At 42.7% G+C, this 25,991-nt stretch carries 25 protein-coding genes; 23 read left to right on the forward strand and 2 right to left on the reverse strand.

Features of this window, described 5'->3' with window-relative positions; genetic code table 11:
• The first annotated feature begins 77 nt into the window (after nucleotides 1–77).
• From polX to uvrC, 11 genes are all read left to right on the forward strand, one after another.
• Nucleotides 78–1,796, forward strand: a complete 1,719-nt coding sequence (gene polX, locus NSQ26_RS01590; protein ID WP_499718920.1) for a DNA polymerase/3'-5' exonuclease PolX — start codon at nucleotides 78–80, stop codon at nucleotides 1,794–1,796.
• Between the two features lie 42 nt (nucleotides 1,797–1,838).
• Nucleotides 1,839–4,199, forward strand: a complete 2,361-nt coding sequence (locus tag NSQ26_RS01595; protein WP_499719958.1) for an endonuclease MutS2 — start codon at nucleotides 1,839–1,841, stop codon at nucleotides 4,197–4,199.
• A 40-nt stretch (nucleotides 4,200–4,239) separates the two neighbouring features.
• Entirely contained in the window at nucleotides 4,240–4,653 is a 414-nt protein-coding gene (locus tag NSQ26_RS01600) for a DUF350 domain-containing protein (protein ID WP_090775830.1), read from the forward strand.
• 326 nt (nucleotides 4,654–4,979) lie between these two features.
• Complete coding sequence (locus tag NSQ26_RS01605; RefSeq protein ID WP_499718921.1) at nucleotides 4,980–6,680, forward strand: long-chain-fatty-acid--CoA ligase; 1,701 nt, start codon at nucleotides 4,980–4,982, stop codon at nucleotides 6,678–6,680.
• A gap of 262 nt (nucleotides 6,681–6,942) precedes the next feature.
• The gene (fadR, locus tag NSQ26_RS01610) at nucleotides 6,943–7,536 is read left to right on the forward strand and encodes a fatty acid metabolism transcriptional regulator FadR (RefSeq protein ID WP_090775793.1); all 594 of its coding nucleotides are present in this window, start codon (nucleotides 6,943–6,945) and stop codon (nucleotides 7,534–7,536) included.
• 66 nt (nucleotides 7,537–7,602) lie between these two features.
• Nucleotides 7,603–8,373, forward strand: a complete 771-nt coding sequence (locus NSQ26_RS01615; RefSeq protein WP_090775792.1) for an enoyl-CoA hydratase — start codon at nucleotides 7,603–7,605, stop codon at nucleotides 8,371–8,373.
• Nucleotides 8,374–8,403: 30 nt separating this feature from the next.
• Nucleotides 8,404–9,174 carry an electron transfer flavoprotein subunit beta/FixA family protein gene (locus NSQ26_RS01620; protein ID WP_499718922.1) on the forward strand — a complete coding sequence of 257 codons (771 nt, stop codon included), beginning with the start codon at nucleotides 8,404–8,406 and terminating at the stop codon, nucleotides 9,172–9,174.
• Nucleotides 9,175–9,187: 13 nt separating this feature from the next.
• The gene (locus NSQ26_RS01625) at nucleotides 9,188–10,171 is read left to right on the forward strand and encodes an electron transfer flavoprotein subunit alpha/FixB family protein (protein WP_499718923.1); all 984 of its coding nucleotides are present in this window, start codon (nucleotides 9,188–9,190) and stop codon (nucleotides 10,169–10,171) included.
• Between the two features lie 125 nt (nucleotides 10,172–10,296).
• Nucleotides 10,297–10,587 (forward strand): G protein-coupled receptor family protein, encoded by a 291-nt coding sequence (locus NSQ26_RS01630; RefSeq protein ID WP_090775789.1) that lies wholly within the window; start codon nucleotides 10,297–10,299, stop codon nucleotides 10,585–10,587.
• Nucleotides 10,588–10,821: 234 nt separating this feature from the next.
• On the forward strand, nucleotides 10,822–11,136 hold the full coding sequence (trxA, locus tag NSQ26_RS01635) for a thioredoxin (protein WP_090775788.1): 315 nt from the start codon (nucleotides 10,822–10,824) through the stop codon (nucleotides 11,134–11,136).
• A 62-nt stretch (nucleotides 11,137–11,198) separates the two neighbouring features.
• Nucleotides 11,199–12,977, forward strand: a complete 1,779-nt coding sequence (gene uvrC / locus NSQ26_RS01640; RefSeq protein WP_090775787.1) for an excinuclease ABC subunit UvrC — start codon at nucleotides 11,199–11,201, stop codon at nucleotides 12,975–12,977.
• A gap of 63 nt (nucleotides 12,978–13,040) precedes the next feature.
• Here uvrC and NSQ26_RS01645 read toward each other — a convergent pair whose 3' ends face one another.
• A complete protein-coding gene (locus NSQ26_RS01645; protein WP_090775786.1) occupies nucleotides 13,041–13,445 on the reverse strand; it encodes a DUF2507 domain-containing protein in 405 nt (134 codons plus the stop codon).
• Nucleotides 13,446–13,734: 289 nt separating this feature from the next.
• Here NSQ26_RS01645 and NSQ26_RS01650 point away from each other — a divergent pair, with 289 nt between their 5' ends.
• The 5 genes from NSQ26_RS01650 (at nucleotide 13,735) to NSQ26_RS01670 (ending at nucleotide 19,001) form a co-directional block, all read left to right on the forward strand.
• A complete protein-coding gene (locus NSQ26_RS01650) occupies nucleotides 13,735–15,090 on the forward strand; it encodes a TrkH family potassium uptake protein (protein ID WP_090775785.1) in 1,356 nt (451 codons plus the stop codon).
• Between the two features lie 235 nt (nucleotides 15,091–15,325).
• The gene (locus NSQ26_RS01655; RefSeq protein WP_090775784.1) at nucleotides 15,326–15,934 is read left to right on the forward strand and encodes a succinate dehydrogenase cytochrome b558 subunit; all 609 of its coding nucleotides are present in this window, start codon (nucleotides 15,326–15,328) and stop codon (nucleotides 15,932–15,934) included.
• A 36-nt stretch (nucleotides 15,935–15,970) separates the two neighbouring features.
• Nucleotides 15,971–17,734 carry a succinate dehydrogenase flavoprotein subunit gene (gene sdhA, locus NSQ26_RS01660; RefSeq protein ID WP_499718924.1) on the forward strand — a complete coding sequence of 588 codons (1,764 nt, stop codon included), beginning with the start codon at nucleotides 15,971–15,973 and terminating at the stop codon, nucleotides 17,732–17,734.
• 2 nt (nucleotides 17,735–17,736) lie between these two features.
• On the forward strand, nucleotides 17,737–18,489 hold the full coding sequence (gene sdhB, locus NSQ26_RS01665) for a succinate dehydrogenase iron-sulfur subunit (RefSeq protein ID WP_090775782.1): 753 nt from the start codon (nucleotides 17,737–17,739) through the stop codon (nucleotides 18,487–18,489).
• Between the two features lie 65 nt (nucleotides 18,490–18,554).
• A complete protein-coding gene (locus NSQ26_RS01670; protein ID WP_090775781.1) occupies nucleotides 18,555–19,001 on the forward strand; it encodes an acyl-CoA thioesterase in 447 nt (148 codons plus the stop codon).
• A 55-nt stretch (nucleotides 19,002–19,056) separates the two neighbouring features.
• Here the strand turns inward: NSQ26_RS01670 and NSQ26_RS01675 are convergent, their stop codons facing one another.
• Nucleotides 19,057–19,281: a helix-turn-helix domain-containing protein gene (locus NSQ26_RS01675; protein WP_090775780.1), complete on the reverse strand. Its 225-nt coding sequence runs from the start codon at nucleotides 19,279–19,281 to the stop codon at nucleotides 19,057–19,059.
• 368 nt (nucleotides 19,282–19,649) lie between these two features.
• Here NSQ26_RS01675 and NSQ26_RS01680 point away from each other — a divergent pair, with 368 nt between their 5' ends.
• The 7 genes from NSQ26_RS01680 to NSQ26_RS01710 all read left to right on the forward strand — a co-directional run bounded on the left by NSQ26_RS01680 (nucleotide 19,650) and on the right by NSQ26_RS01710 (nucleotide 25,940).
• On the forward strand, nucleotides 19,650–19,913 hold the full coding sequence (locus tag NSQ26_RS01680; RefSeq protein ID WP_090775779.1) for a phosphocarrier protein HPr: 264 nt from the start codon (nucleotides 19,650–19,652) through the stop codon (nucleotides 19,911–19,913).
• Nucleotides 19,914–19,916: 3 nt separating this feature from the next.
• Nucleotides 19,917–21,644 carry a phosphoenolpyruvate--protein phosphotransferase gene (gene ptsP / locus NSQ26_RS01685; protein ID WP_499718925.1) on the forward strand — a complete coding sequence of 576 codons (1,728 nt, stop codon included), beginning with the start codon at nucleotides 19,917–19,919 and terminating at the stop codon, nucleotides 21,642–21,644.
• A 184-nt stretch (nucleotides 21,645–21,828) separates the two neighbouring features.
• Nucleotides 21,829–22,299, forward strand: a complete 471-nt coding sequence (locus NSQ26_RS01690; protein WP_090775777.1) for a MarR family winged helix-turn-helix transcriptional regulator — start codon at nucleotides 21,829–21,831, stop codon at nucleotides 22,297–22,299.
• A gap of 14 nt (nucleotides 22,300–22,313) precedes the next feature.
• Entirely contained in the window at nucleotides 22,314–23,168 is an 855-nt protein-coding gene (racE, locus tag NSQ26_RS01695) for a glutamate racemase (protein ID WP_499718926.1), read from the forward strand.
• Nucleotides 23,169–23,343: 175 nt separating this feature from the next.
• Nucleotides 23,344–23,586 (forward strand): ferredoxin family protein, encoded by a 243-nt coding sequence (locus NSQ26_RS01700; protein WP_090775775.1) that lies wholly within the window; start codon nucleotides 23,344–23,346, stop codon nucleotides 23,584–23,586.
• A 172-nt stretch (nucleotides 23,587–23,758) separates the two neighbouring features.
• Nucleotides 23,759–24,727 carry an oxygen-dependent tRNA uridine(34) hydroxylase TrhO gene (trhO, locus tag NSQ26_RS01705; RefSeq protein ID WP_499718927.1) on the forward strand — a complete coding sequence of 323 codons (969 nt, stop codon included), beginning with the start codon at nucleotides 23,759–23,761 and terminating at the stop codon, nucleotides 24,725–24,727.
• Between the two features lie 115 nt (nucleotides 24,728–24,842).
• Nucleotides 24,843–25,940 (forward strand): GerMN domain-containing protein, encoded by a 1,098-nt coding sequence (locus tag NSQ26_RS01710; RefSeq protein ID WP_499718928.1) that lies wholly within the window; start codon nucleotides 24,843–24,845, stop codon nucleotides 25,938–25,940.
• Nucleotides 25,941–25,991 lie beyond the last annotated feature (51 nt).

Below are 25,991 nucleotides of genomic sequence, written 5' to 3' on the forward strand. Positions count from 1 at the left end.
CGATTGGCTCGCTCAAGGGAGCGAGCTGTTTTTCTTGTCATAGGATCGTATGGTCACGGACTCAAGGAGTGAGAAGGATGGATAAAAAGCAAGCAATTCATGTATTGGAGCTTATCGCGCTTTATCTCGAGATCAAAGGCGAAAACCCATTTAAAATTGCCGCATATCGGAAAGCAGCACAAGCACTTGAGCGTGAAGTGCGAGCATTGTGGGAGATTGAAGATGTAAGTGGGTTAAATGGGATTGGCAAAGCGACAGCTGAAGTGTTGACAGAGCTGCAAGAGACAGGAACGTCATCACTGCTTACTTCGCTTGCAGAAACGTTACCAGAGAGCCTCCTTACCTTGCTACGATTACCTGGGCTTGGTGGTAAAAAAATAGGCAAACTGTATCGAGAATTAGGTGTGATAGATGAAAAAACGTTACTTTCGGCATGCGAACAAGGAAAAGTCCGTTCACTAGCTGGGTTTGGCGCAAAGTCAGAGGAAAAAATTATTACCGTACTCAAGGAGCAACAAAAAGGACCAGACCGTTTCCCAATCGAAGTGGCACTGTCTGTTGCAGCAACAATTGAAGTTCAGTTAGAAAGGATGCCAGGAGTGGCGCGATTCTCACGCGCAGGTAGCTTGCGGCGTATGCAAGAAATGGTGAAAGATATTGATTTTGTCATTGCGACAGACGACCCGCATATTGTTCGCGCGCATTTATTGCAACTAAGCGGTCTGTCTGACATTATTGCCCAAGGAGAAACAAAAGTTTCTGTATCTCTTCAATTAGAGCGTGGCGTCATTTCTGTTGATTTTAGGCTTGTGACTGTCGCGGAATTTGCAACAGCGCTCCATCACTTCACTGGCTCGAAGACGCACAACATTTATATGCGGCAACTTGCCAAGAAACAAGGGGAAAAGATTAGTGAGTATGGCGTAACCAATGTAGCGACAAATGAAACGATGACTTTTCAGGATGAGCAAGCGTTTTTTTCCCACTTTAATTTGCCGTATATGCCACCTGAGGCACGGGAGGACGAGTCTGCCTTTTCACGTTATGCCGAGTGTCAGACTGATGTTTGGGCGAGTGATGCGAAAGCGGATTTACATATGCATACGGTTTGGAGCGATGGTGCGAATACAATTGAGGAGATGGTGGAAGCCGCACGGTCCAAAGGTTATACACACATTGCCATTACAGATCATTCGCGATCTTTAAAAGTTGCACATGGATTATCCACGAAGCAATTACAAGAACAACATGAAAAGGTTCGTCGCTTAGATGAACAATACACAGATATTCACATATTGACTGGTATAGAAATGGACATTTTGCCAAATGGTACACTCGATTATCCAGATGAAGTATTAAAAGAAATCGATTTTGTCATTGCTTCTATTCATTCAGGATTTTCACAAAGCCGGTCAGAAATCATGTATCGTATGCGGCAGGCGATTGAAAACCCGTATGTTCACTTGATCGCGCATCCAACGGGTCGGCTCATTGGTCGGCGCCCTGGCTATGACATCGATGTGGGAACATTAATTGATTGGGCCAAGGAGGCAGGAAAGGCGCTTGAGCTCAATGCGAACCCAAGGCGGCTTGATTTAGAAGTAAAATGGTTGAAGCAAGCAGCTTTACAAGGTGTTCCAATTGCAATTAACTCTGATGCACACCGGGTGTCAGGTCTGGATGTGGTTGATTATGGTTATGCATATGCGCGGAAGGCGATGTTGACCCCTGATAATGTGTTGAATACATGGAGCTTTGAGAAATTCCGGCAGGAGATCCTTTTGCGAGGAAAATAACCGTTTACAAAACGGCAGTATATGTTGGGGGGATATTAAATGATGGAGCGCGTACAACGCGTATTAGAATACGACAAAATGAAGCAACAATTATTAAGTTTTGTCGCTTCCTCTCTAGGGAGGAGGAAGGTAGAAGCGCTTATACCTTCTCGTCAGATTGACGAAGTGATCGAGTGGCAACGTGAGACGGCTGAAGCTGTTGATGTGCTTCGATTAAAAGGTGCTGTCCCTTTAGGGGGAATTACAGATATTGGAGCACATGTGAAGCGGGCCCAGATTGGGGGAGGGTTGTCAGCGACGGAGTTGACTGAAATCGCCGCCACTTTATACGGAGGGAAGCGGACAAAACAGTTTTTTACTAACATCATTGCTGATGAGCTTCTGTCGTTACCATTGCTAGGCGCATATGTGGAACAAATTGTGCCATTAACGCCGTTAGAACAAGCAATTAAGCAATGTATTGATGACCACGGATATGTACTCGACCAAGCGAGCGGGACGTTACGAACAGTACGCGCCCAAATCCGCACGTTTGAAACAACAATTCGGACAAAATTAGAGCAATTTACAAGGTCATCACGAAGTATGTTATCGGATGCACTTGTGACAATTCGGAATGATCGTTATGTAATCCCGGTTAAACAAGAGTATCGCTCGTCTTTCGGAGGCATTGTCCATGACCAGTCTGCCTCTGGCGCAACCTTATTTATTGAACCAGGTGTCATTGTTTCTTTGAACAATCAGTTAACAGAAGCAAAGTCACGGGAAAAGCGAGAAATCGAGCGAATCTTAGCTGACCTTTCAAATCAAGTGGGCGTTGAAGGTGCGTCATTGTTGTTAAATCTTGAGATGCTTGCGCAGATTGATTTTGTCGTGGCGAAAGCGCAGTACGCCAATGCAATAAGAGCAGTACAACCAAAATTAAATGACCAAGGATATATTCATTTAAAACAAGCTCGTCATCCACTTTTATCCGCAGACGAAGTCGTACCCATTGAAGTAGCGATTGGCAATGATATTCGCTCCCTCGTCATCACCGGTCCGAATACAGGCGGTAAAACAGTGACATTAAAAACGATAGGGCTGCTTTCTTGTATGGCCCAGTCTGGATTACACGTGCCAGCGGAAGAAGAAACAGAACTAGCGGTCTTTGCGCACATTTTTGCGGACATTGGAGACGAGCAATCAATTGAGCAAAGTTTAAGCACCTTTTCCTCCCATATGAAAAACATCGTGTCCATTTTTGCGCAAGTGAATGAACAAAGCCTCGTCCTCCTAGATGAGCTTGGCGCTGGTACAGACCCGACAGAAGGTGCGGCATTGGCCATGGCCATATTAGATCATCTTTATGGACTCGGTGCACTTGCGGTGGCAACGACGCATTATAGCGAGTTGAAAGGCTATGCCTACGAACGGACAGGTGCGTTGAATGCAAGTGTTGAATTTGATGTGGAGACGTTGCGTCCGACGTATCGCTTACTTGTCGGTGTACCCGGGCGAAGTAATGCATTTGCCATCTCTAAACGACTTGGATTGAATGAAGGAATTATTACGGCAGCTAAAGTTGAGATGACGCGTGAAGCGGGTCAAGTGGAAAGAATGATTGCGTCACTTGAACAACGGCAAAAGGAAGTTGAGCAGGCACGAGAAGAAGCGCTTGCTGTGCAACAGGACGCAGAAACATTAAAAAAGCAGCTAGCGCGAGAATTTGCTCGTTTTGAGCGGGAAAAACAGCTTCGTTTACAGGAAGTAGACAAAAAGGCAGCACAGGCGCTTACAGAAGCGAAGGAAGAAGCTGAAATGATCATTGCTGAACTTCGGGACTTACAGAAGCAAGGGACTGCTGTGAAAGACCATCAGCTTATTGAAGCACGTAAACACTTAGAAGAAGCAGCTCCGAAGCTCTCTCAACAAAAGCCAACATCAAAAGGACAGATGGAGAAAATGACGGAACGAGCACCACAACCGGGTGATGAAGTAAAAGTGTTAAGTTTAAACCAAAACGGGAGTATTGTGAAGAAAGTCGATGACAAAACGTTCCTCGTTCAGCTCGGTATGATGAAGATGTCCGTTGCAACAGATGATATGCAGCTTTTGAAGAGCAGCAAAAAAGAGACAAATACAGCGAGCACAACATCACTTAAACGCACAAACATGCACGTTTCACCGGAACTTGATTTACGTGGTGAGCGCTATGAAGAAGCAATGAGACGCGTAGAGAAATACATTGATGACGCGCTCCTGGCCGGTTATAGCAAAGTATCAATTATTCATGGTCACGGTACTGGCGCGCTTCGAAAAGGTGTAAAAAAATTGGTTGCAACACATCCACGTATTAAAACAACGCGAGATGGTGGCATGAATGAAGGGGGACTAGGTAATACTGTGATTGAATTTATGTAATGTGATGGAATGAGAGAGGAAGAGTGTATTGAAGAATGCATTGGAGAATTTACTGGCTAATGAGTGGATAAATACAGTAGCAATTTATAGCGTGACGATTTTGGCACTCGTTGTCTTTCTTGCCATCTTTGAAACTGTCACAAAATATAACAATTGGACAGAAATTAAACGTGGCAATATCGCTGTGGCGATGGCAACAGGAGGAAAGATTTTTGGTGTTGCCAACATTTTTGCAAATTCGGTGCGACACTTCGATTCGTTGCTTATGACGCTCATGTGGGGAGCATTCGGTTTTTTGTTGCTATTAATTAGCTATTTTATGTTTGAGTTTTTAACACCCGGATTTAACGTTGATGATGAAATCCAAGAAGATAACCGCGCAGTTGGTTTCATAGCGCTTGTTGTCTCGGTTGGATTATCGTACGTGGTTAGCGCAGGACTGGCGAGTATATAACAAAGGAGCGGACAGTATGAATTTGCTCATCAAAATTTTATATATCTGCTGTGGTATTTTCTTACTGGCAGGAATGATTTTCTTGATTTTCTATTGAAAAGAGCGGCGCTGTTTTACGGTGCCTCTTTGCGTTTTTTTGTTCATGTTTTTAACTTTTAAGGAAAATAAATACATAAAAGATACAATGTGGTAAATATAAAGAGAAAATCGTGCATTTTTTTTAGGAAAAAGCAAAAAAACCTATTTAATTGTGTAAGCGATTACATTACAATAGAAGGGAGGAGCATTTTTTGCGAGAGGATTTTATGAACTGAAGGAGGCGAATCATGGAGTCTGTACAAAAGAGATGGGTGGCTCATTATCCAGAATCAGTGAAAGAGTCAATGGAATATGAAGCGTTGCCAATGCATGCATTTTTCAAAAGAACGACTGAAAAATACCCGAATCAGGAAGCGGTTCATTTTTTGGGAAAGAAAATGACATTTGGAACGCTGTATGAGCAAACATTACGCTTTGCCAATAGATTGAAAGCGCTTGGTGTAAAAAAAGGTGACCGAGTGGCAATCATGTCAGCAAATTGCCCGCAAGCCGTCATTGGTTATTACGCAACATTAATGGTAGGCGGTGTCGTTGTCCAAACGAATCCACTTTATGTCGAGCGTGAGTTGGAGCATCAATTAAATGATTCTGGTGCAAAAGTATTGATTTGCCTAGACCTTGTTATGCCAAGAGTACGTAATGTGCGTAGTAAGACACCTGTAGAAACTGTCATTGTCACAAGTATAAAAGATTATTTGCCTTTTCCTAAAAACCTGTTGTTTCCGCTTGTACAAGAAAAGAAAGGCATGCCGAAAGTGAAGGTGACGTATGATGAGCGGACGTTACGCTTTACACAAATGATTAAAGAAGGTCAGGTTGAAGAAGCCAATGTGGCTGTTGAAATTGATGACTTGGCGTTGCTACAGTATACGGGAGGAACGACCGGTCCTGCAAAAGGCGTCATGCTCACCCATCGGAACCTTGTTGTTAATACACAACAATCAAAAGCTTGGTTATATAAAACGAACCCATCTGAAGAGCGGATTCTTGGTGCGTTACCATTTTTCCATGTATACGGGATGACAGCGGTGATGAACCAATCGATCCTCACAGGTGCCGCAATGGTACTTGTCCCGAAGTTTAATCCAGAGGAAGTATTAAAGACGATTGAAAAGCAACGTATCACATTATTCCCCGGTGCGCCGACGATGTATGTGGCATTAATTAATCACCCTGATATTGGAAAGTACGATTTGTCGTCTATTAAAGCATGTTTAAGTGGCTCGGCACCATTGCCATTAGAGGTACAAGAAACGTTTGAGGAAATTACAAAAGGTCGTATTGTTGAAGGGTATGGGCTAACGGAAACGTCACCCATTGCGTGTGCGAACCCGGTATGGGACAAACGGAAGCCAGGTAGTGTAGGCATTCCTTGGCCAGATACAGAAGTGATGATTTATTCTGTAGAAAAAGACGGAGAAGCCGACATTGGCGAAGTGGGGGAAATTTGGATTAAAGGACCTCAAGTCATGTCTGGATACTGGAATCGCCCAGAGGCAACAGCCCAAGTTTTCCACGGGGAATGGTTTAGAAGTGGCGATATGGGACGGATGGATGAAGAAGGCTATGTTTACATTGTCGATCGCCAAAAAGAGCTCATTATTGCTGGTGGCTTTAATATTTATCCACGTGAAGTAGAAGAAGTGTTGTATAGCCACCCTGCAGTGATGGAAGCAGCGGTTATTGGCGTACCTGACGAATACCGTGGTGAAACGGTGAAAGCATTCATCGTACTGAAACCGGAGATGGAAGTGACAGAAAAGGATTTAGAAACGTATTGCCGCAAAAGCCTAGCTGCTTTTAAGATTCCACGTCTATATGAATTCCGCGAAGAATTGCCAAAAACGTTGGTCGGCAAGATCTTGAAACGGGCATTGATAGAGGAAGAGATGAATCAAAAAGAAGGAACAGAAAAGAAAGAAGCATAAAAAGGGCGATGCGCCCTTTTTTCTTTCTGAAAAATAATGGCTAAAAACACACTTGTCGAGCTGAACAGCGATACATATAATGTTAGATCCTAGTATTGCTATTGCACATAATTTTAGAGAAAAAAATGATTAAGTAGGGTCGCGAACAATGAATAAAAATAAATCAAGGCGACAACTGCCCATTGACAATTACTCTCACTCGTATTATACTACACATATATGAATGAACCCTCATTCATATATGTGTTAAGGAGCGATGAAGTTGAGTAAAAAACGGGGCCAAAAATATGACCGGATTATTGAGGCGGCTGTGACCGTCATTGCAAAATACGGTTTTCACCAGGCGCAAGTAGCAAAAATTGCAAAAGAAGCTGGGGTCGCAGATGGCACCATTTATTTGTACTTCAAGAACAAAGAAGATATTTTAATTTCCTTGTTTGAAGAAAAGATGGGCGCTTTTGTGGCTGAAAGTAGAAGGAAAATTGGTTTAGAACAAACAGCGAAAGAGAAATTGCGTGTGCTTGTGCATGCCCATTTTACACAACTTGAAGCCGATTTTCATTTAGCAGTCGTGACGCAATTAGAGTTGAGACAGTCAAAGCCAGAGTTGCGTTTGAAGATTAATCATGTATTAAAAGGATATTTGTCACTTCTAGACGAATTAATTCAAGAGGGCAAAGATAGTGGTCTATTTTCTTCAGAACTAGATCGTTTGCTCGCTCGCCAAATGGTATTTGGAACATTGGATGAAGTCGTCTCAAACTGGGTGATGGCAGAAGGGAAGTTCTCTCTTGCGAAACAAACCGAGAAAGTGCAAAAAATGTTGCTGGACGGTTTGGTAGGTAAAGCCACATAGTATGGTCTTTGATGATGCTTTCGTTTCCAAATTTCTTGAAGGTGAATATGAAAGGAGGATGACATGATGTCATATACAGCATGGAAAGTAGAAGATGGGATTGCTTGGATTACATTAAACCGGCCACCAGCAAATGCGCTTGCGCGAGCTGTCATGGATGAGCTTGATGACCATTTTGAAACCGTATACAAAGATGAATCGATCAAATGTGTCGTTATTCATGGTGAAGGACGTTTTTTTGCAGCAGGGGCTGATATTAAAGAGTTTATTGATGTCGCTGACGCAAAAGAGTTCGCCAAGCTTGGCGAAAAAGGGCAAGAGACATTTAATAAAATTGAGCAGTCACCGAAGCCAGTCATCGCGGCAATTCATGGCGCTGCGCTTGGTGGTGGCTTGGAACTAGCGATGGCTTGCCATTTGCGTGTTGCTGCAGATGATGCAAAGTTTGGTTTGCCGGAGCTAAACCTCGGTTTAATCCCTGGTTTTGGAGGGACGCAGCGTTTACCACGACTCATCGGGCAATCAAAAGCGTTAGAACTCATGCTTACGAGTGAGTCAATTACTGGGACTGAGGCACACGCGTATGGCTTAGTCAATCGCGTTTGTGAACCAGCAATGTTACTAGAAGAGGCACGCAAGCTCGCCCAAGTCATTGCGGCGAAAAGTCCACTCACTGTTGCGCGTACACTGACACTAGCAAAGATGAGTGAAGGTGACTTGGCAGTTGGATTGGCAGAAGAAATTGCTTCTTTTGGTGATGTGTTTGCACGGGAAGATCGTGTTGAAGGGGTCAACGCATTTTTAGAGAAACGCAAGCCTGTATTTACAGGGAAATAATGATGAAGATACTTTAGGAGGGATTTAGCAATGAACATTTATGTGATTTTAAAACGCACATTCGATACAGAAGAAAAAATCACCATCGCTAACGGCAGCGTGCAAGAAGAGGGCGCAGAATTTATCATTAATCCTTACGACGAATATGCGGTTGAAGAAGCGCTCGTATTGCGCGACGAACACGGTGGTGAAGTAACGGTTGTCACTGTTGGTGAAGAAGATGCAGAGAAACAATTACGTACAGCGCTTGCGATGGGTGCGGACAAAGCGGTATTAATTGACCGTGAAGATGTCGAAGAAAGTGATCCGTATACGACGGCTTCACTCTTACATGCTTATTTTGAAGACAAAGAAGTGGATATGATTTTGGCAGGGAATGTTGCCGTTGATGGTGGTTCAGGACAAGTGGGACCACGGCTTGCGGAGTTACTTGACATCGCCCAAGTGACAACGATTACAAGTTTAAAAGTTGAAGGCAAAACAGCAACGATTGTCCGCGATGTTGAAGGGGACGAAGAAACCGTTGAAGTATCGCTCCCGCTACTTGTTACTGCGCAACAAGGATTAAATGATCCACGTTATCCTTCATTACCGGGGATTATGAAAGCGAAGAAAAAACCGCTGGAAACGTTGGACTTAGATGATTTAGATGTAGATGAAGATGATGTTGAAGCAAAAACGAAGACGATCGAAGTGTTTCTTCCACCAGCAAAGCAAGCGGGCAAGAAGTTAGAAGGTAGCCCTGAGGAGCAAGTGAAAGAACTCGTCTCACTATTAAAAACGGAAGCGAAAGTACTTTAAGGAGGGGCTTTTCATGTCAGCGAAAAAGACGATCGTTTTAGCGGAAGTAAAAAATGGAGAGTTGCGCAACGTTTCATTTGAAGCAATCGCAGCAGCAAAACAGCTGTCTAACGGTGGAGAACTCGTCGGAGTTGTGGCTGGTGAATCTGTACAATCACTAGCAGGTGAACTATTTGCTTATGGTGTTGACCGTGTGATTGCTGTAGAGGACGCACAATTAAAACATTATACGACAGATGCATATAAACAAGCTTATTTGCAAGTATTTGATAAAGAAAAGCCAGAAGTTGTTGTACTTGGACATACGTCAATCGGAAAAGACGTATCACCACGACTAGCAGTGAAACTTGATGCTGCACTGATTTCTGATGTCATTGCGCTTGAAGGCGATGAGGCACCAATTATGATTCGCCCAATTTATTCAGGGAAAGCATTCGAGAAAAAGCAACCTGCCGATGAGGGTGGCGCATTAATTGTCACAATTCGTCCGAATAACATTGTGGCCGGAGAAAAAGATGAGTCGGCAACGGGAGAAGTAGAAGTGATGTCTGTTGATATTACTGACTTGCGCGCAGTTGTGAAAGAAGTGGTGCAAAAAGCAACAGGCGGCGTTGACTTGTCTGAAGCGAATGTCATTGTTGCTGGTGGACGCGGTGTGAAAAGTGCAGACGGATTTAAACCTTTACAAGAACTAGCTGATGTACTTGGCGCAGCAGTTGGGGCATCGCGTGGTGCATGTGACGCTGAATACTGTGATTACTCATTGCAAATCGGTCAAACAGGTAAAGTTGTGACACCTGATTTATACTTTGCCATCGGTTTGTCGGGCGCAATTCAGCATTTAGCCGGCATGTCTAACTCAAAAGTCATTGTTGCAATTAATAAAGATTCAGAAGCACCGATTTTTGAGATTGCGGACTATGGCATTGTGGGAGATTTATTTGATATTGTACCGTTGTTGACAGAAGAGCTGAAAGCGGTGCTTGTGAGCAATTAAATTATTGTAAAAATGATGCGGGTGTATCGATACACTTCCGCATCTTTTTCGTTCTCTTTTCATCATATCAACCCATTTAAGCGCATAAACTGTGTGGACAAAAGGTTGATAGGTGTGAAAGGGGAATGAACATGCATAGTAGAAAAATGAAGTGGATATTCGGTGGTATGGAAGCATTTTTAGGAATTCCGCTCATAGGTGGTTTGTTCATAATTGGCATGTATTACACGCCGCTTGCGTTGATGCTCGTGCTACATATTATCGGGCTAGTTTTTGCTGTAAAGGAAGCGCGCGCAAAAACAGGACATGTTTTAGGAATTGTCGCCTCAACAATTGGTTGGATTCCTATTGTCGGAATGATTTTACACATCTTAACAGCAACCTTTCTTATGGTGGAAGCCTCTAAAGACCAATAATTAATCACGTTGAAGTCCCCCTTGTTTGTTTAAGACTCCGTTGGATGGGCAATTTAAATTGTATGGAGGTGCCGTGAGCAACTTTCTTTCCTTTCCTCGAATAACGGTGATATACTAAAGAGGAAGTGTTGGTTTCCGTAAACAATTTGAATGTGCTCCCTTTATATAACAGAAGGTCTTTGATCATGAGGTCTGGAGCCAACGGATGTGGAGCAATGAAAGGGGATATAAAAAATGGCAATTGTTAATGCAACAGATCAAACTTTTACTGAAGAAACGAAAGATGGGGTTGTTCTCGTTGATTTTTGGGCAACTTGGTGTGGCCCGTGTAAAATGATTGCACCTGTGTTAGATGAGTTAGAAGCAGAGCTTGGAGAACGGGCAAAGATTGTCAAGGTAGATATTGATCAAAACCAAGAAACACCTGGAAAGTTTGGTGTGATGAGTATCCCAACATTGATTGTGCTAAAAAATGGTGAAGTTGTGGATAAAGCTGTCGGCTTTCAACCGAAAGAAGCGCTAGCTGAATTGGTCAATAAACATTTGTAAATGCTTCATCCGCCTTTCTTTCAGAGGGGCGGATTTTTCATCACGCAAGGAGGGAGGATTAAATGAACGAGACAATAAAAGGGAAAGTTGCACTCGTTCCTGTGCAACCAGGCTGTTATTTGATGAAAGATCGTCACGGAACGATCATTTATGTTGGGAAAGCAAAAGCATTGCGACAGCGTGTGCGTTCTTATTTTACAGGGAGTCATGATCGAAAAACGCAGCGTCTTGTGGCAGAGATTACAGATTTCGAATACATTGTAACATCAAGCAACATTGAAGCACTCATTTTAGAGTTGACGTTGATTAAAAAACATGAGCCAAAGTATAACGTCTTATTAAAAGATGACAAGACGTATCCATATATTAAAGTGACAAATGAAAAACATCCGCGATTGCTTATCACCCGTCAAGTGAAAAAAGATGGTGGGAAATACTTTGGACCTTATCCAAATGCAGGCGCTGCTAATGAGACAAAGAGACTGCTCGATCGTCTATATCCATTGCGTAAGTGTAACAAGATGCCGAACAAAGTCTGTTTATACTATCATATCAACCAATGTTTGGCACCATGTGTATATGAAGTGACCGATCAGCAAAATGGGAAAATGGTGCAAGAAATTACTCGCTTTTTAAAAAGTGGACATGCAGAAGTGAAGAAAACACTGACGAAGAAAATGCTTGAAGCATCAGAAGCACTTGATTTTGAACGGGCAAAAGATTTACGTGATACAATTGCCCAAATGGATCAAGTGATCGAGAAGCAAAAAATGGCGTTCAATGACCAAACAGACCGGGACGTATTTGGGTATACGTATGACAAAGGATGGATGTGCATTCAAGTTTTTTTTATTCGGCAAGGGCGTCTTATTGAACGAGATGTATCAATCTTTCCCATTTATCAAGAGCCAGCAGAGGAATTACTAACATTTATTGCTCAGTTTTATTTGGAGAAGAATTACTTGAGACCAAAAGAAGTGCTTGTATCTAAAGATGTTGATGCTGACATATTAGCTGAGTTACTTGAGGTGCGCGTCTATCAGCCGCAACGTGGACAGAAAAAGGCGTTACTTGATTTAGCAGAGGAAAATGCAGTGATTGCGTTACGTGAAAAATTTGCTCTAATTGAGCGTGATGAGGAGCGGACGATGCAAGCGGTGGAACGTCTTGGTGAGGTACTTGGCATTCCTATTCCGTATCGCATTGAAGCATTTGACCATGCGCATATTCAAGGTGTTGACCCTGTATCAGCAATGGTCACATTTATTAATGGCAAACCTGAGAAAAAAGCGTACCGGAAATATAAAATTAAGACATTAGATGGTCCAGATGATTATGAAGCGATGCGTGAAGTGTTAAGGCGTCGTTACGTCCGTTTATTAAAGGAGGAAGGTCCTCTCCCAGATTTAATCATTGTCGATGGCGGGGTAGGTCATATAAATGTTGCAACAGAAGTAATTGAAGATGAATTAGGCTTACACATCCCGATTTGTGGTCTAGCCAAAGACGATAAGCATCGAACATCGCAGCTGCTTATGGGGACACCACCGGTCGTGATCCCGCTGGAGCGAGATCAGCCAGTGTTTTATTTGTTACAGCGTATTCAAGATGAAGTGCATAGGTTTGCAGTGACATTTCATCGCAATACTCGTTCAAAACAGTTCTTTCGTTCTGTTTTAGATGACATTCCTGGTGTCGGTGAGAAACGGAAGCGTACATTGTTGAAAGCGTACGGATCAATTGCAAAGATGAAACAAGCTACAATTGTGGACTTGCAGCAATATGTCCCACAGAAAGTAGCAGAAGCAATTGTTGCAAAATTAGATAAAGAAGATGAATAGAGTGGGTACCTTTTGTCTCGGGTCACGAGATCGGAAAGTGCGAGCGTTGCACCCTAAAATGTATTAATCAATGAGTAGCGTTTCACTTTTGTCTATGTGAACAGTGAACATCGTGCTTTTCTTTTTAATCGTGCAATGAACAATGACTGTATGCTCAAGCCATCTTTCAAATTGTTCTGCTAGAAAACCAGCTTCAAGTTGATAACAGCGCGTATCGTCTTTTCCCATCCATTCACCTTCAAGCAAATAGGTGTATTCGTTTCTTTTCTGTTTAATAAGTTGAAGGGTTCCCCACTGTGCTTGACGAAAAAAGTCAGGTAATGCTTCTTGTGACGGGAGGGAGTGTGTACGTGCAAGCGCTTTGCCTGTCCAATAAAGGAGCGCATCATGTTCTTTTCCAAGTATGTGTCGCAGCACATCATTGCGAATTAAGTTGTAAGCGAATTGTTGTTCCTCTACATTGTTCATATGTCACACCTCAAATTCCGGAATACAGATCTCAGTTACATGAACGATATTCATGTTGTAGGATGTTTCCTGTGCATTCCATTTTCTATTGTGTCCGTATTAACGGCTCACGTCTCTTCTTTACTATCTTACCGTGCGATATTGATTTTGTCAGCTATTGTTTTTCTTTGAAAAGGGGTGGTAGTAAATGATGAGTCCGGGTGATATACTAGATGGGATTAGGAAGATTTGAGAAATGTGAATGTCCAACTTCTAACCTCCAATATGACATTCAACAGCGAGGTGGGGAATGAAGAAACCAAAAGTACATGCGTGGAACCCTTTTCAACTCATTGTCGTTTCGTATTTAGCTGCAATGCTCTTGTTTAGTGTACTTCTGTATTTGCCGATTTTTCATTTAGAAGGTGTGCAGGTGACCTATACGGAGTCGTTGTTTACTGCGGTGAGTGCAGTAAGTGTAACAGGCTTGGCGACGATATCTGCAGTAGATACGTTTAATGGCATGGGGATTATCGTATTAGCGTTAGCCATTCAATTAGGTGGGATTGGCATTATGACGTTAGGAACCTTTACGTGGCTAATTTTAGGAAAGAAAGTGAATCTGGCGCAACGTATGCTCATTATGGTTGATCAGAACCGGGTTCAAAACCAAATGAGCGGTTTAGTCCGGTTAATGCAAAGCTTACTCATGTTAGCAATGATTATCGAGATTATTGGTGGACTTATTTTAGGAACATATTATTTGAAACACTTTGATACGGTAGGTGAAGCGTACAAACAAGGGTTTTTTGGTGCGCTGAGTGCATTTACAAATGCAGGTTTTGATTTGACAGGTCAGTCTTTGCTTCCATTTGTTAATGACCATTTTGTTCAATTATTTACCATCTTATTGATTATTATGGGTTCGATTGGTTTTCCTGTCTTGATCGAGTGTCGTGAGTATATCGCAAAACGTGGGAAAGGCTTCCGCTTTAGTTTATTTACAAAATTAACGGTTTCCACGTACATGATTGTACTTGTTGTTGGCACGTTATCTATTTGGCTGTTTGAAGCGCGTGAGGCCTTTGCGAATATGTCTTGGTACGATCAGTGGTTACATGCGCTGTTTCAATCTACAACAACAAGAAGTGCTGGACTTTCTACACTTGACTTAAATGCCTTCGCCTTCCCAACTTTGTTGCTCATGTCGGGGTTGATGGTCATTGGCGCAAGTCCTTCTAGTGTCGGAGGTGGCATTAGAACGACAACACTTGCTGTCATGGTGTTAACGGTGAAAAACTTTGCGCTTGGGCGACGTGAAGTGAAAGTATTTGGTAGACAAATACATAAAGACGATCAAGATAAGGCATTTATGGTGTTAACGATTTCTGTAATGCTTTTAATTGTGTCATTGATTTTGATTAGTTTTTTTGAACAAGGCAATGGAATCCCGTTAATGGCCATGATTGTCGAAACGACATCAGCCTTTGGGACGTGTGGTCTTTCAACTGGCATTACACCAGAATTGACGCTGCCTAGCCAAGCAATATTGATGATGCTTATGTTTATGGGGCGTGTTGGGATTGTCGCGTTATTATTCTCTCTTCGTAAAAAAGAACAACAAAGCCATTTTCAATACCCGACAGAGAGAATCATTATCGGTTAGAGGGGGAGTTTCGTGCTCTTTCCTCTTTTTTTATGAAATTCGCGGTAAATTGAATCCGTTTTCTTGACGAGGCATTTTAAGGAGAGTAAAATGGACGTGTTCAACCAATTTTCACAGAGGTTATTTTGACACATGATTACATAGCAGGAGGTTCGGCCTATTGATCACTAGAGGAACATAGATGAACATTGTCTGCATCTGATCGAAGTAAAATGATAGTGGAGGGAAAACATGTATGGCTGTAGATCGCGCGTATTTTAATCGTAGGATTCATTCCTTATTAGGGGTGATTCCAATTGGGATTTTCTTGATTCAACACTTTATCGTCAATCACTTTGCAACAAGGGGACCTGATGCATTCCAACAAGCAGCACATTTTATGGAGAATCTGCCATTTCGTTATGCACTAGAGTTGTTTGTTATTTTCATTCCAATTATTTTCCATGGTGTTTATGGGGTGTATATTGCTTTCCAAGCGAAGAATAACACTGCCCGTTTTGGTTTTTTCCGGAATTGGATGTTCCGTATTCAACGCTTTACAGGTGTGTTTTTACTTATTTTTATTGCTTGGCATGTGTATCAGACACGTTTACAAGCCGCGCTTGGTGCCGAAGTAAATTACAATATGATGGCAGATATTTTATCAAGTCCATACATGCTTGCTTTCTATATTGCTGGCGTCGTCTCAGCGACGTTCCACTTTGCCAATGGTCTGTGGTCTTTTGCAGTCTCTTGGGGGATCACGGTGTCACCTCGCTCACAACAAGTCATGACGTACGTTTCACTTATTGTGTTTATCGTCCTGACGTATATCGGGCTTGCTGCAACGTTTGCGTTTATTTAAAATCTAAGTTTTGCTAACGGTTAGGGAGTGTATTGAATGAGTAAAGGAACAATTGCTGTTGTCGGCGGTGGTTTAGCCGGTTTAATGGCAACGATTAAGATCGCTGAACAGGGCGTGCCAGTCAATTTATTTTCACTTGTGCCAGTAAAGCGCTCGCATTCAGTATGTGCACAAGGTGGAATGAACGGCGCTGTGAATACGAAAGGTGAGGGTGACTCACCTTATGAGCATTTTGATGATACCGTATACGGTGGCGACTTTTTGGCAAATCAGCCACCAGTAAAAGCGATGTGTGAAGCTGCACCGGGTATCATCCATTTGATGGATCGAATGGGTGTAATGTTTAACCGAACAGCAGAAGGATTGCTTGACTTCCGTCGTTTTGGTGGTACACAATATCACCGGACCGCGTTTGCTGGTGCAACAACAGGACAACAGCTGCTTTATGCGCTAGATGAACAAGTGCGTCGCTTCGAAGTGCAAGGACTTGTAACGAAGTACGAAGGATGGGAGTTTTTATCGGCGATTGTTGATGATGGTGGTGTGTGTCGCGGGATTACAGCACAAGAACTACATTCATCTGAGATCAAGAGTTTCCCAGCTGATGCGGTGATTATGGCTACTGGAGGACCAGGAATTATTTTTGGAAAGTCAACAAACTCGGTCATTAATACCGGTTATGCAGCTGCGAAGTTGTATGAACAAGGTGCTGCGTATGCGAACGGAGAGTTTATTCAAATTCACCCGACAGCAATTCCAGGCGATGATAAACTACGCCTCATGAGTGAATCGGCTCGGGGTGAAGGTGGACGTGTCTGGACATATAAAGACGGCAAGCCATGGTATTTCCTTGAGGAAAAATATCCGGCGTATGGAAACTTGGTTCCGCGTGATATTGCAACACGTGAAATTTTCCACGTCTGTGTGAATGATGGGCTTGGCATAAACGGCGAGAACATGGTTTATCTTGACCTTTCACATAAAGATCCGAAAGAACTTGATATTAAGCTCGGTGGGATCATTGAAATTTATGAGAAATTTATGGGTGATGATCCACGAAAAGTCCCAATGAAAATCTTTCCTGCTGTGCATTATTCAATGGGTGGTTTGTGGGTCGATTACGATCAAATGACGAATATTCAAGGCTTGTTTGCTGCTGGAGAATGTGATTACTCTCAACATGGTGCGAACCGGTTAGGTGCAAATTCGTTGTTGTCAGCCATTTATGGTGGTATGGTAGCCGGTCCAAAAGCCGTTGAATACGCACAAGGGCTGCAAACAACTGTAGAGGGGCTTTCTTCTACATTATTTGAGAACGAGATGAAGAAAGAACAAGACATATATGAGTCAATTTTACAGATGGATGGTACGGAAAATGCCTACGTCTTACACAAAGAGCTTGGTGAGTGGATGACAGACAACGTCACCGTCGTTCGTTATAATGACAAGCTACTGAAGACGGACGAAAAAATTCAGGAGCTCATGGAACGCTACAAGAACATTAATATCCATGATACGGCGCGCTGGTCGAATCAAGGTGCGTCATTTACACGGCAATTAAGTGGGATGATGAGCTTAGCACGCGTGATGACGCTTGGTGCGTACCACCGTGATGAGAGCAGGGGCGCTCATTATAAGCCTGATTTCCCAGAGCGTAATGACGAGAATTTCTTAAAGACGACAAAAGCAACGTACAACCCACAAACTGCAAGTCCTGACTTTGCATATGAGGAAGTCGATACATCGTTGATCAAGCCTCGTAAACGAGACTACTCACAGAAAAAGCAAGGAGCGAATTAAGAATGAGCGAAAAAACAATTACGTTTTTAATTACCCGGCAAGATGGTCCGGATGGCAACACGTATGAAGAAGAATTTAAGTTGCCGTATCGTCCAAATGCCAATGTGATTTCTTGCTTAATGGAGATACGTCGGAACCCTGTCAATGCGCGTGGCGAAAAAACCACACCGGTTGCTTGGGATATGAACTGTTTAGAAGAAGTGTGCGGCGCCTGTTCCATGGTCATTAACGGCAAACCACGGCAATCATGTACAGCATTAGTTGATAAATTAACACAACCGATTCGTCTTGAACCAATGAAAACATTTCCGGTTGTACGTGACTTAATCGTTGATCGTCGTCGCATGTTTGATTCACTTAAAAAGGTAAAAGCGTGGATTCCAATTGACGGGACATATGACCTCGGTCCCGGTCCGCGCATGGCTGAAAAGCGCCGTCAATGGGCGTATGAGCTGTCAAAATGTATGACATGCGGTGTCTGTTTAGAATCATGTCCAAATGTTAATTCTAAATCTGATTTCATTGGTCCTGCCGCACTTTCACAAGTACGCTTGTTTAATGCGCACCCAACAGGTGAAATGAATAAAGAAGAACGGTTAAAAGAAATTATGACAGAGGGTGGACTGGCAGACTGCGGAAACTCACAAAACTGTGTGCAGTCTTGTCCAAAGGGCATTCCGCTGACGACGTCGATTGCTGCTTTAAATCGGGCAACGGCATTACAGTCATTCAAGAATTTCTTTGGTAGTGAGTAATCATCAAGGCTGTCTCTGTCTCATTTTGACGATAGAGACAGCTTGTTTTTTAGGGGGAAATGTAGATGAAGATACCAGCGTATATTCATGATTTGGATACATGGCGCGACTCATTTCAATTTTTTACGCCGATCCATGTTCGTTTTTCAGAGACAGATGCATTCGGTCATGTGAACAATACCGTTGCTTTTGTCTATTTTGAACAGGCAAGGCTCCAATTTTTTGAGCGCCATGGTTTAATGAAGCAATGGCTAAAAAAACCAATGGAAACGATGATTGTGACAGCGGATTTGCAATGTGATTATATTGCGCAAATGAAGTACGGGGACACAATTGAGATCGGGGTAAAGGTTGACAAACTTGGAACATCGTCGTTCGATGTGCATTATGTTGGATTAAATAATGGAGAGGTCTGTTTAACTGGACGGGGAACTTTAGTGCAAGTTGATGTAAACACAGGCAGAGCACGTCCAATAGGAGAAACAAGTCTGGCAGCATTACAAGCACTATAGTAAAAAATTAAAATTACACCGAAAAAAGCCTGCGTTTTTTGCAGGCTTTCATGCTTTAAATTTGCAATTCGCCTAGTCGTATCAATTCGATGACGGCTTGAGAGCGCCCCTTAACTCCCAGCTTCTGCATTGTATTAGATATATGGTTGCGAACGGTTTTCTCGCTAATAAAAAGCTTATCGGCAATTTCTTTGGTCGTGTGATCTTGGATGAGTAGTTCGAATACTTCGCGTTCCCTTCTCGTTAGTAAGGGTTTGTTTTCGAAGTCTGCTCCTTTCAATATGTTCACTCCTTCATGCCGGGCCAAGAGCTGGTCTGAAATATGACCTAAAAGGCTTTAGTCACCACAGTATATGTGTAGAGGGAGAGAGGTGTGAATAGGCGATTTCAGAGGAATTTTCTTCCCAACATTTGTTTATTTCACATGACAGTCAAACATATTATTCCTGATATGTCATTCTATGTTGAAAGGTGAAAAGCGTCATGCTATAATGACGTTGTTTCATTTCCAGTTGGAGAAGCATTCGTTGACCATATGGATAGAATTGTGCCTGATGGGGAATTCTGGAGATAAACATAAGAGGCGCTATATCCGTCGTGTTGTTCATTTTAGATTTAAGAAAAGCTAAGAGAAAAGAGGAATCTCATATGGCAGAAAAAACATTTCATATTACATCAGAAACAGGTATTCATGCGCGGCCAGCCACGCAACTCGTCAATAAAGCAGGACAATACGCATCTGAGCTCACGTTGTCTTACAAAGGAAAGACTGTGAATTTAAAGTCAATTATGGGCGTCATGTCACTTGGTGTTGGCAAAGGTGCCGACGTAACAATTAAAGCTGAAGGTAGCGATGCAGAGGAAGCACTTGCTGCAATCGAGAAAGTGATTCAAGAAGGGCTGGGAGAGTAGCAGATGGGCGACTTGTTAAACGGAATTGCTGCATCGACAGGTGTGGCAATTGCCAAGGCTTTTGTGTACAAAGAGCCCGACCTAACGATCAAAGAGAAAACAACAAATCATCCAAGCGAGGAATGTGCTCACTTGGATAAAGCACTTGATAAGGCACGTGGTGAGTTAGCACATATTCAAGAAAAAACCCGTCAGGAGCTGGGCGAGGAAAAAGCAGAAATTTTTGCAGCGCATTTACTCGTGTTAAGTGATCCTGAGTTTGTGGAGGCAACAAAGTCTAAAATTGAGACGGATAGAGTGACTGCTGCATATGCGCTGGATAACGTTGCAGCGATGTTTGTTGCGATGTTTGAGAATATGGACAATGATTATATGCGTGAGCGAGCAAGTGATATTCGCGACGTCTCTAGGCGCGTGTTACGTCATTTATTAGGCATTGATATGTCTTCTCTTGCGGATATTAGAGAAGATACAGTCATTATTGCGCATGACTTAACCCCATCTGATACGGCACAATTAAACCCGGCAGTCATTAAAGGCTTTGCCACGAACATAGGGGGACGGACGTCTCATTCAGCGATTATGTCTCGTTCACTTGAAATCCCTGCTGTTGTTGGGACAAAAATGATTACTGACAAAGTTGAAAATGGGATGATGATTATTGTTGATGGTGTAAGTGGTGTGGTTATTGTAGATCCAACAGAGGAAGAATTAACGTTGTATCGTGAGAAGCAAGCAGATTTTCAGAAACAAAAAGCCGAATGGGCAAAGTTGGCGACGAAAAAAACAATGACACAGGATCATCACCATATTGAGCTTGCGGCAAATATTGGAACACCAAAAGACTTAGAAGGAGTATTACAAAACGGTGCTGAAGGCATTGGTTTGTACCGTACTGAGTTCCTCTATATGGACCGAAGTGAGTTGCCAAGCGAGGAAGAGCAATTTGCAGCGTATAAAGAAGTTGTGGAACGTATGGAAGGGAAGCCAGTTGTCATTCGTACGCTTGACATCGGTGGAGATAAAGAATTGTCTTATTTAAATTTACCCGAGGAATTAAATCCATTTTTAGGCTTTCGGGCCATTCGATTATGTTTAGAACGCGAAGATATCTTCAGAACGCAATTGCGGGCATTACTTAGAGCAAGTGTCTTCGGTAACTTAAAAGTGATGTTTCCAATGATCGCGACATTGGAAGAATTGCGTGCAGCAAAACACTTGCTGGAAGATGAGAAAGCGCGCTTAACGAGCGAAGGCATTGACACGTCCGATGAAATGGAAGTTGGTATTATGGTTGAAATCCCTTCTACAGCGGTTGCGGCTGAACAATTCGCTCAGGAAGTCGATTTCTTTAGCATTGGTACAAACGATTTAATTCAGTATACGTTAGCAGCGGATCGAATGAATGAGCGTGTTGCTTATTTGTATCAACCGTACCATCCGGCAGTTTTGCGTCTTGTCCAAATGGTTGCAGAAGCAGCACATAAGCATGGAAAATGGGTTGGGATGTGCGGAGAAATGGCTGGAGATGAAACAGCGATTCCGTTGTTGTTAGGATTAGGTTTAGATGAACTAAGTATGAGTGCGACGTCTATTTTACCAGCACGGAGTCAACTGGCATCAATCAAAAGATCCGAAGCAGTGCCGCTCGCTCTGGAAGCCTTAAGGAAAGGTACAGCAGAAGAAGTAAAACAACTTGTGCAGGCCAAGTATGGCCGGGCGACAAGGTAAAGGGACCAAAAAAAACAAGCGTTCTTGCAGCGCTTGTTTTTTTAGCGGAAAAAGGTGTTGCTGAATGGGCGGCATATTAGGTAAAATAGTTTATAATAGGTATGGTGTGTAGATAGAAATATAAAGATTAGCGGGGACAAACGTCGATGTAAGTGCCATTGCTTCTCTGAAAGGATTGAATTTGATGAACACGCATGAGCAAAGAAATGAACATCAATTTGCCGATATTGAACGGTCTTTACGTAAAATATCCGACTTAGTGAAGCAAAAAGGGCGCGAAATCCTCGCTCATTTCCCCATTACACCACCACAGTTTGTGGCGTTACAGTGGTTAAATGAATATGGTGATATGACCATCGGTGAATTGTCGACCCGTATTCATCTGGCGTGCAGCACAACGACAGATTTAGTAGACCGTATGGAGAGGAATGGTCTAGTCTCTCGTGTGAAAGATGAAAAGGACCGACGTGTTGTTCGTATTCATTTACTCGAAAAAGGTCAAACAATTATTCAAGAAGTGATTGTAAAACGACAGCAATACTTGGCGGAGATGTTAACTGATTTTAGCTGTGACCAAGTTGATTTATTAGAAGCAAATTTGCATGTGCTTTTAAAAACGATGAAGGAAAAACGTGCGGCGCGTTCGGAACAATAGAGGAGAGATAAAGCATGAATAAGCCAATAGGCATTATTGATTCGGGTATTGGGGGACTTACGGTTGCAACGGAAATTATTAGGCAACTATCAAAAGAGAGCATTGTGTATATCGGAGATTCGGCTAGGTGCCCCTACGGTCCAAGATCGAGAGAAGAAGTCAGGAGATTCACTTGGCAAATGATTGACCGCTTATTGGAAGCAGATGTGAAGATGATTGTGATTGCTTGTAATACAGCAACAGCAGTTGTATTAGAAGAAGCCCGAAATAAATTACCTATTCCTGTTGTCGGTGTGATTCGTCCGGGTGCAATTAGTGCGATCCAAGCGAGCGAGCGCGGTGAAATTGCAGTCATCGGCACATCGGGCACGATTGATAGCGGTGCGTACACAGTTGCGCTGACTGCGATTAAAGGAGATGTTGTGGTCGAAAGCTTAGCTTGTCCGCTGTTTGTTCCGCTTGTAGAGCAAGGAATTGTGACTGGCCCCGAAGCGTTGGCAGTTGTCAAACAATCACTTGCACCGTTACAAACAACGACATTTGACACATTGATCTTAGGGTGTACGCACTATCCGCTATTAACATCTGTGATTGCGTCGTGTTTACCACCACATGTGAAAATCATTTCATCTGCAAAGGAAACAGCACGGGAAGTGAGCAGCTTGTTGTTCCACTATAATCAAGCGCAACAAGGAGACGTGATGCCTACTTACCGCTTTTACACAACGGGTGATGCAGCTCAATTTAAGCAACTTGCCGCTCAATCACTGCATGTAGAGACAGGGCTTGTTGTTGAAGTTGATTTAGCGTCTCGTCTACCGGCAGATACATATGATCATTCTATTGTAGGAAAAGGATTATGTTCATAGTCTTTTTTCTTTTACCCCCTTTAAGTTTCGCACAAAAAGTTGTATGATATAAGAAGTGATAGACACTTTACGATAAGTCTCTGCAGTAGTCAGGATGATCTGCTTATCATAAACAAAACAAGTGAAAACTGTTTTAAATGCTTGTTTGTATTTTGTTGTAAAGGAGTTGAAAAAGATGTCATTTGTCATTTTGAGTCCTTGTATTGGAGAAAAAGCCGGCGAATGTGTCGATGTATGTCCAGTAGATTGCATTGAAGAAGGCGAAGACCAATATTACATTAATCCCGACATTTGCATAGATTGTGGCGCGTGTCAAGGTGTATGTCCAGTAGATGCAATTGTAGAAGAATATGAAATGAAGCCTGAAGACGAGAAGTTTTTGAAGAAGGCAGAGGAATTTTTTGGAGTTGAGGATTAAGGAGTAAAAGAAAGCGCCATGAGGCGCTTTTCTTATGCAACTGGACATCTCCATATATTTTTGTATAATAATGAAGTGGGAAAAATTATTTTTCCGAACAAGATCAAGGATTGTTTAGGCGTCACACCTACACATTGTATCTTGCAAATACGAATAGGATAGGTGAAATGAAATGGAAAAAGCATATCGGGTACTATTGTATTATCATTACACAACGATCGAGGATCCGGAACAATTCGCGGCAGATCATCTTGCGTTTTGTCGTAGTTTGAATTTAAAGGGGCGCATCTTAATTGCGGGCGAAGGCATTAACGGGACAGTGTCCGGTTTAAAGGCAGATACGGATGTATATATGGCTGCAATGGAAGCAAATCCGTTATTCAAGGATATTATTTTTAAAATTGACCTTACTGACGCGCATGCATTTAAAAAAATGCACGTACGCCCGCGCGAAGAACTTGTGACGTTGCGTTTGTATGAAGATGATATTGATCCACGTCAATTGACGGGAACATATTTATCTCCAAAAGAGTGGAAAGAAGCGATGTTGCGCGATGATACGGTTGTCATTGATGCGCGTAATGACTATGAATATGATGTTGGACATTTTCGTGGTGCGGTTCGTCCTGATATTAAAACGTTCCGTGATTTACCTGACTGGGTACGAGAAAATAAAGCGCAGTTTGAAGGCAAGAAGATTCTTACTTACTGTACCGGTGGCATTCGTTGTGAGAAATTTTCTGGATGGTTGAAGCAGGAAGGATTTGAAGATGTGAGCCAATTACACGGTGGGATTGTGACTTACGGGAAAGATCCGGAAGTACGTGGGGATATGTGGGATGGACAATGTTACGTGTTTGATGAACGTTTAACCGTTCCCATTAATCAAGTTGATCCAACCGTTGTAGGGAAAGACTATTTTGACGGTACGCCATGTGAGCGTTATGTCAATTGTGCAAACCCGGAATGTAATAAGCAAATTTTATGCTCTGAAGAAAATGAGCATCGCTATATGCGCGGATGTACTTCGGCTTGCCGTGTTCATCCTCGTAATTTATATGTGAAAGAGCACAACCTTTCTCCCGATGAACAACAGGAACGTCTTGCGCTTTTAGGAGAATCTTTGCCGGCATACGAATAAAGGGAGCAAAAAGCATCTCGGTTGAGATGTTTTTTTGTTTTATAGGAATATCGTAGGTCTAAAAGGAAAGTAGGCTCGTATACATAGGAGTACAACCACTCTGGGAGGGAATTTTATGCGCAAATTAGTTGGAATGGGTGTGTCATTCGTTGCAGTATTGGTCTTCAGTACAGCATGCTCGCTAGGAGCAAGTGATCAATCGGAAGAATTAGATACGCCACCAATCACGTATGTGTCTGAAGAAGAGGCTGATAAACTGAAGCAAGGTGAAGAAGATGGGGCAGAAGAAGCCGACGAAGGAGCGGATAAGGAGACAGAACCGAAAGATGATCAATCAGAGACGTCTCGAAATCAGCGAGAGTTATATTTAATTGACGCAAATGGTATGGTGGTGCCACAAACCTTTATATTACCAAAAACAGAAGCAACAAAGCAGCAAGCGCTGGAGTATTTAGTCGAAGGTGGTCCGATACAGGAGATGCTGCCAAACGGATTTAGAGCCGTATTACCGGCGGGAACAGAAGTGTCGGTTGAAATGATGACAGAAGAAAACATTGCAGTGGCTAATTTTACAAGCGAGTTCAATGACTACCATGTGGCCGATGAGCGTGCATTGTTAGAGGCAGTGACGTGGACGTTAACGCAGTTTGATGATGTGGATGAAGTGAAGGTACAAGTAGACGGCTATGAGCTAACTGCGATGCCACAAGGCGGTACACCTATTAAAGGAAATTTGAGTCGCGCAGATGGAATTAATTTAGAAGCAAGTGGCGTTGTTGACATGACAAACAGTGAAGATGTAACGGTGTATTTCATCGGATCACAAGGAGAAGATACTTATTATGTTCCTGTGACGCGGCGGATAGAAAATACAGAAGACGTGGTGACAGCAGCGGTAAACGCGCTCATTGAAGGACCGGAGCTTTCTACAAACTTATTATCTAGTTTGTCTTCAGAAGTGAGATTACTTGAAGCCCCAACAATCAATGATAAAGAAGTGATGTTAAATTTTAACGAGGCGATTCAAGCAGGAAATGACACGCAAGAAATCCGAAATGACGTGTTAGAAGCCATTGCTCTTACGTTGACAGAGCAAGAAGAGATTGAGGCAGTGACGATTACAATTAACGGTGAAATGGAGACGACTACTGAAGAAGGGCAAGTTGCGGCAACGGTGACACGACCAGAGACGTTAAATGAAAGACCATTGTAGGGAAATAGGCGCCTACGTACTGTAGGTGTTTTTTTCTTATGTTATAATAGA

Origin of the sequence: Bacillus sp. FSL W7-1360 (genome assembly GCF_038592975.1) — a bacterium.
Taxonomy (GTDB): domain Bacteria; phylum Bacillota; class Bacilli; order Bacillales; family Bacillaceae_D; genus Shouchella; species Shouchella lonarensis.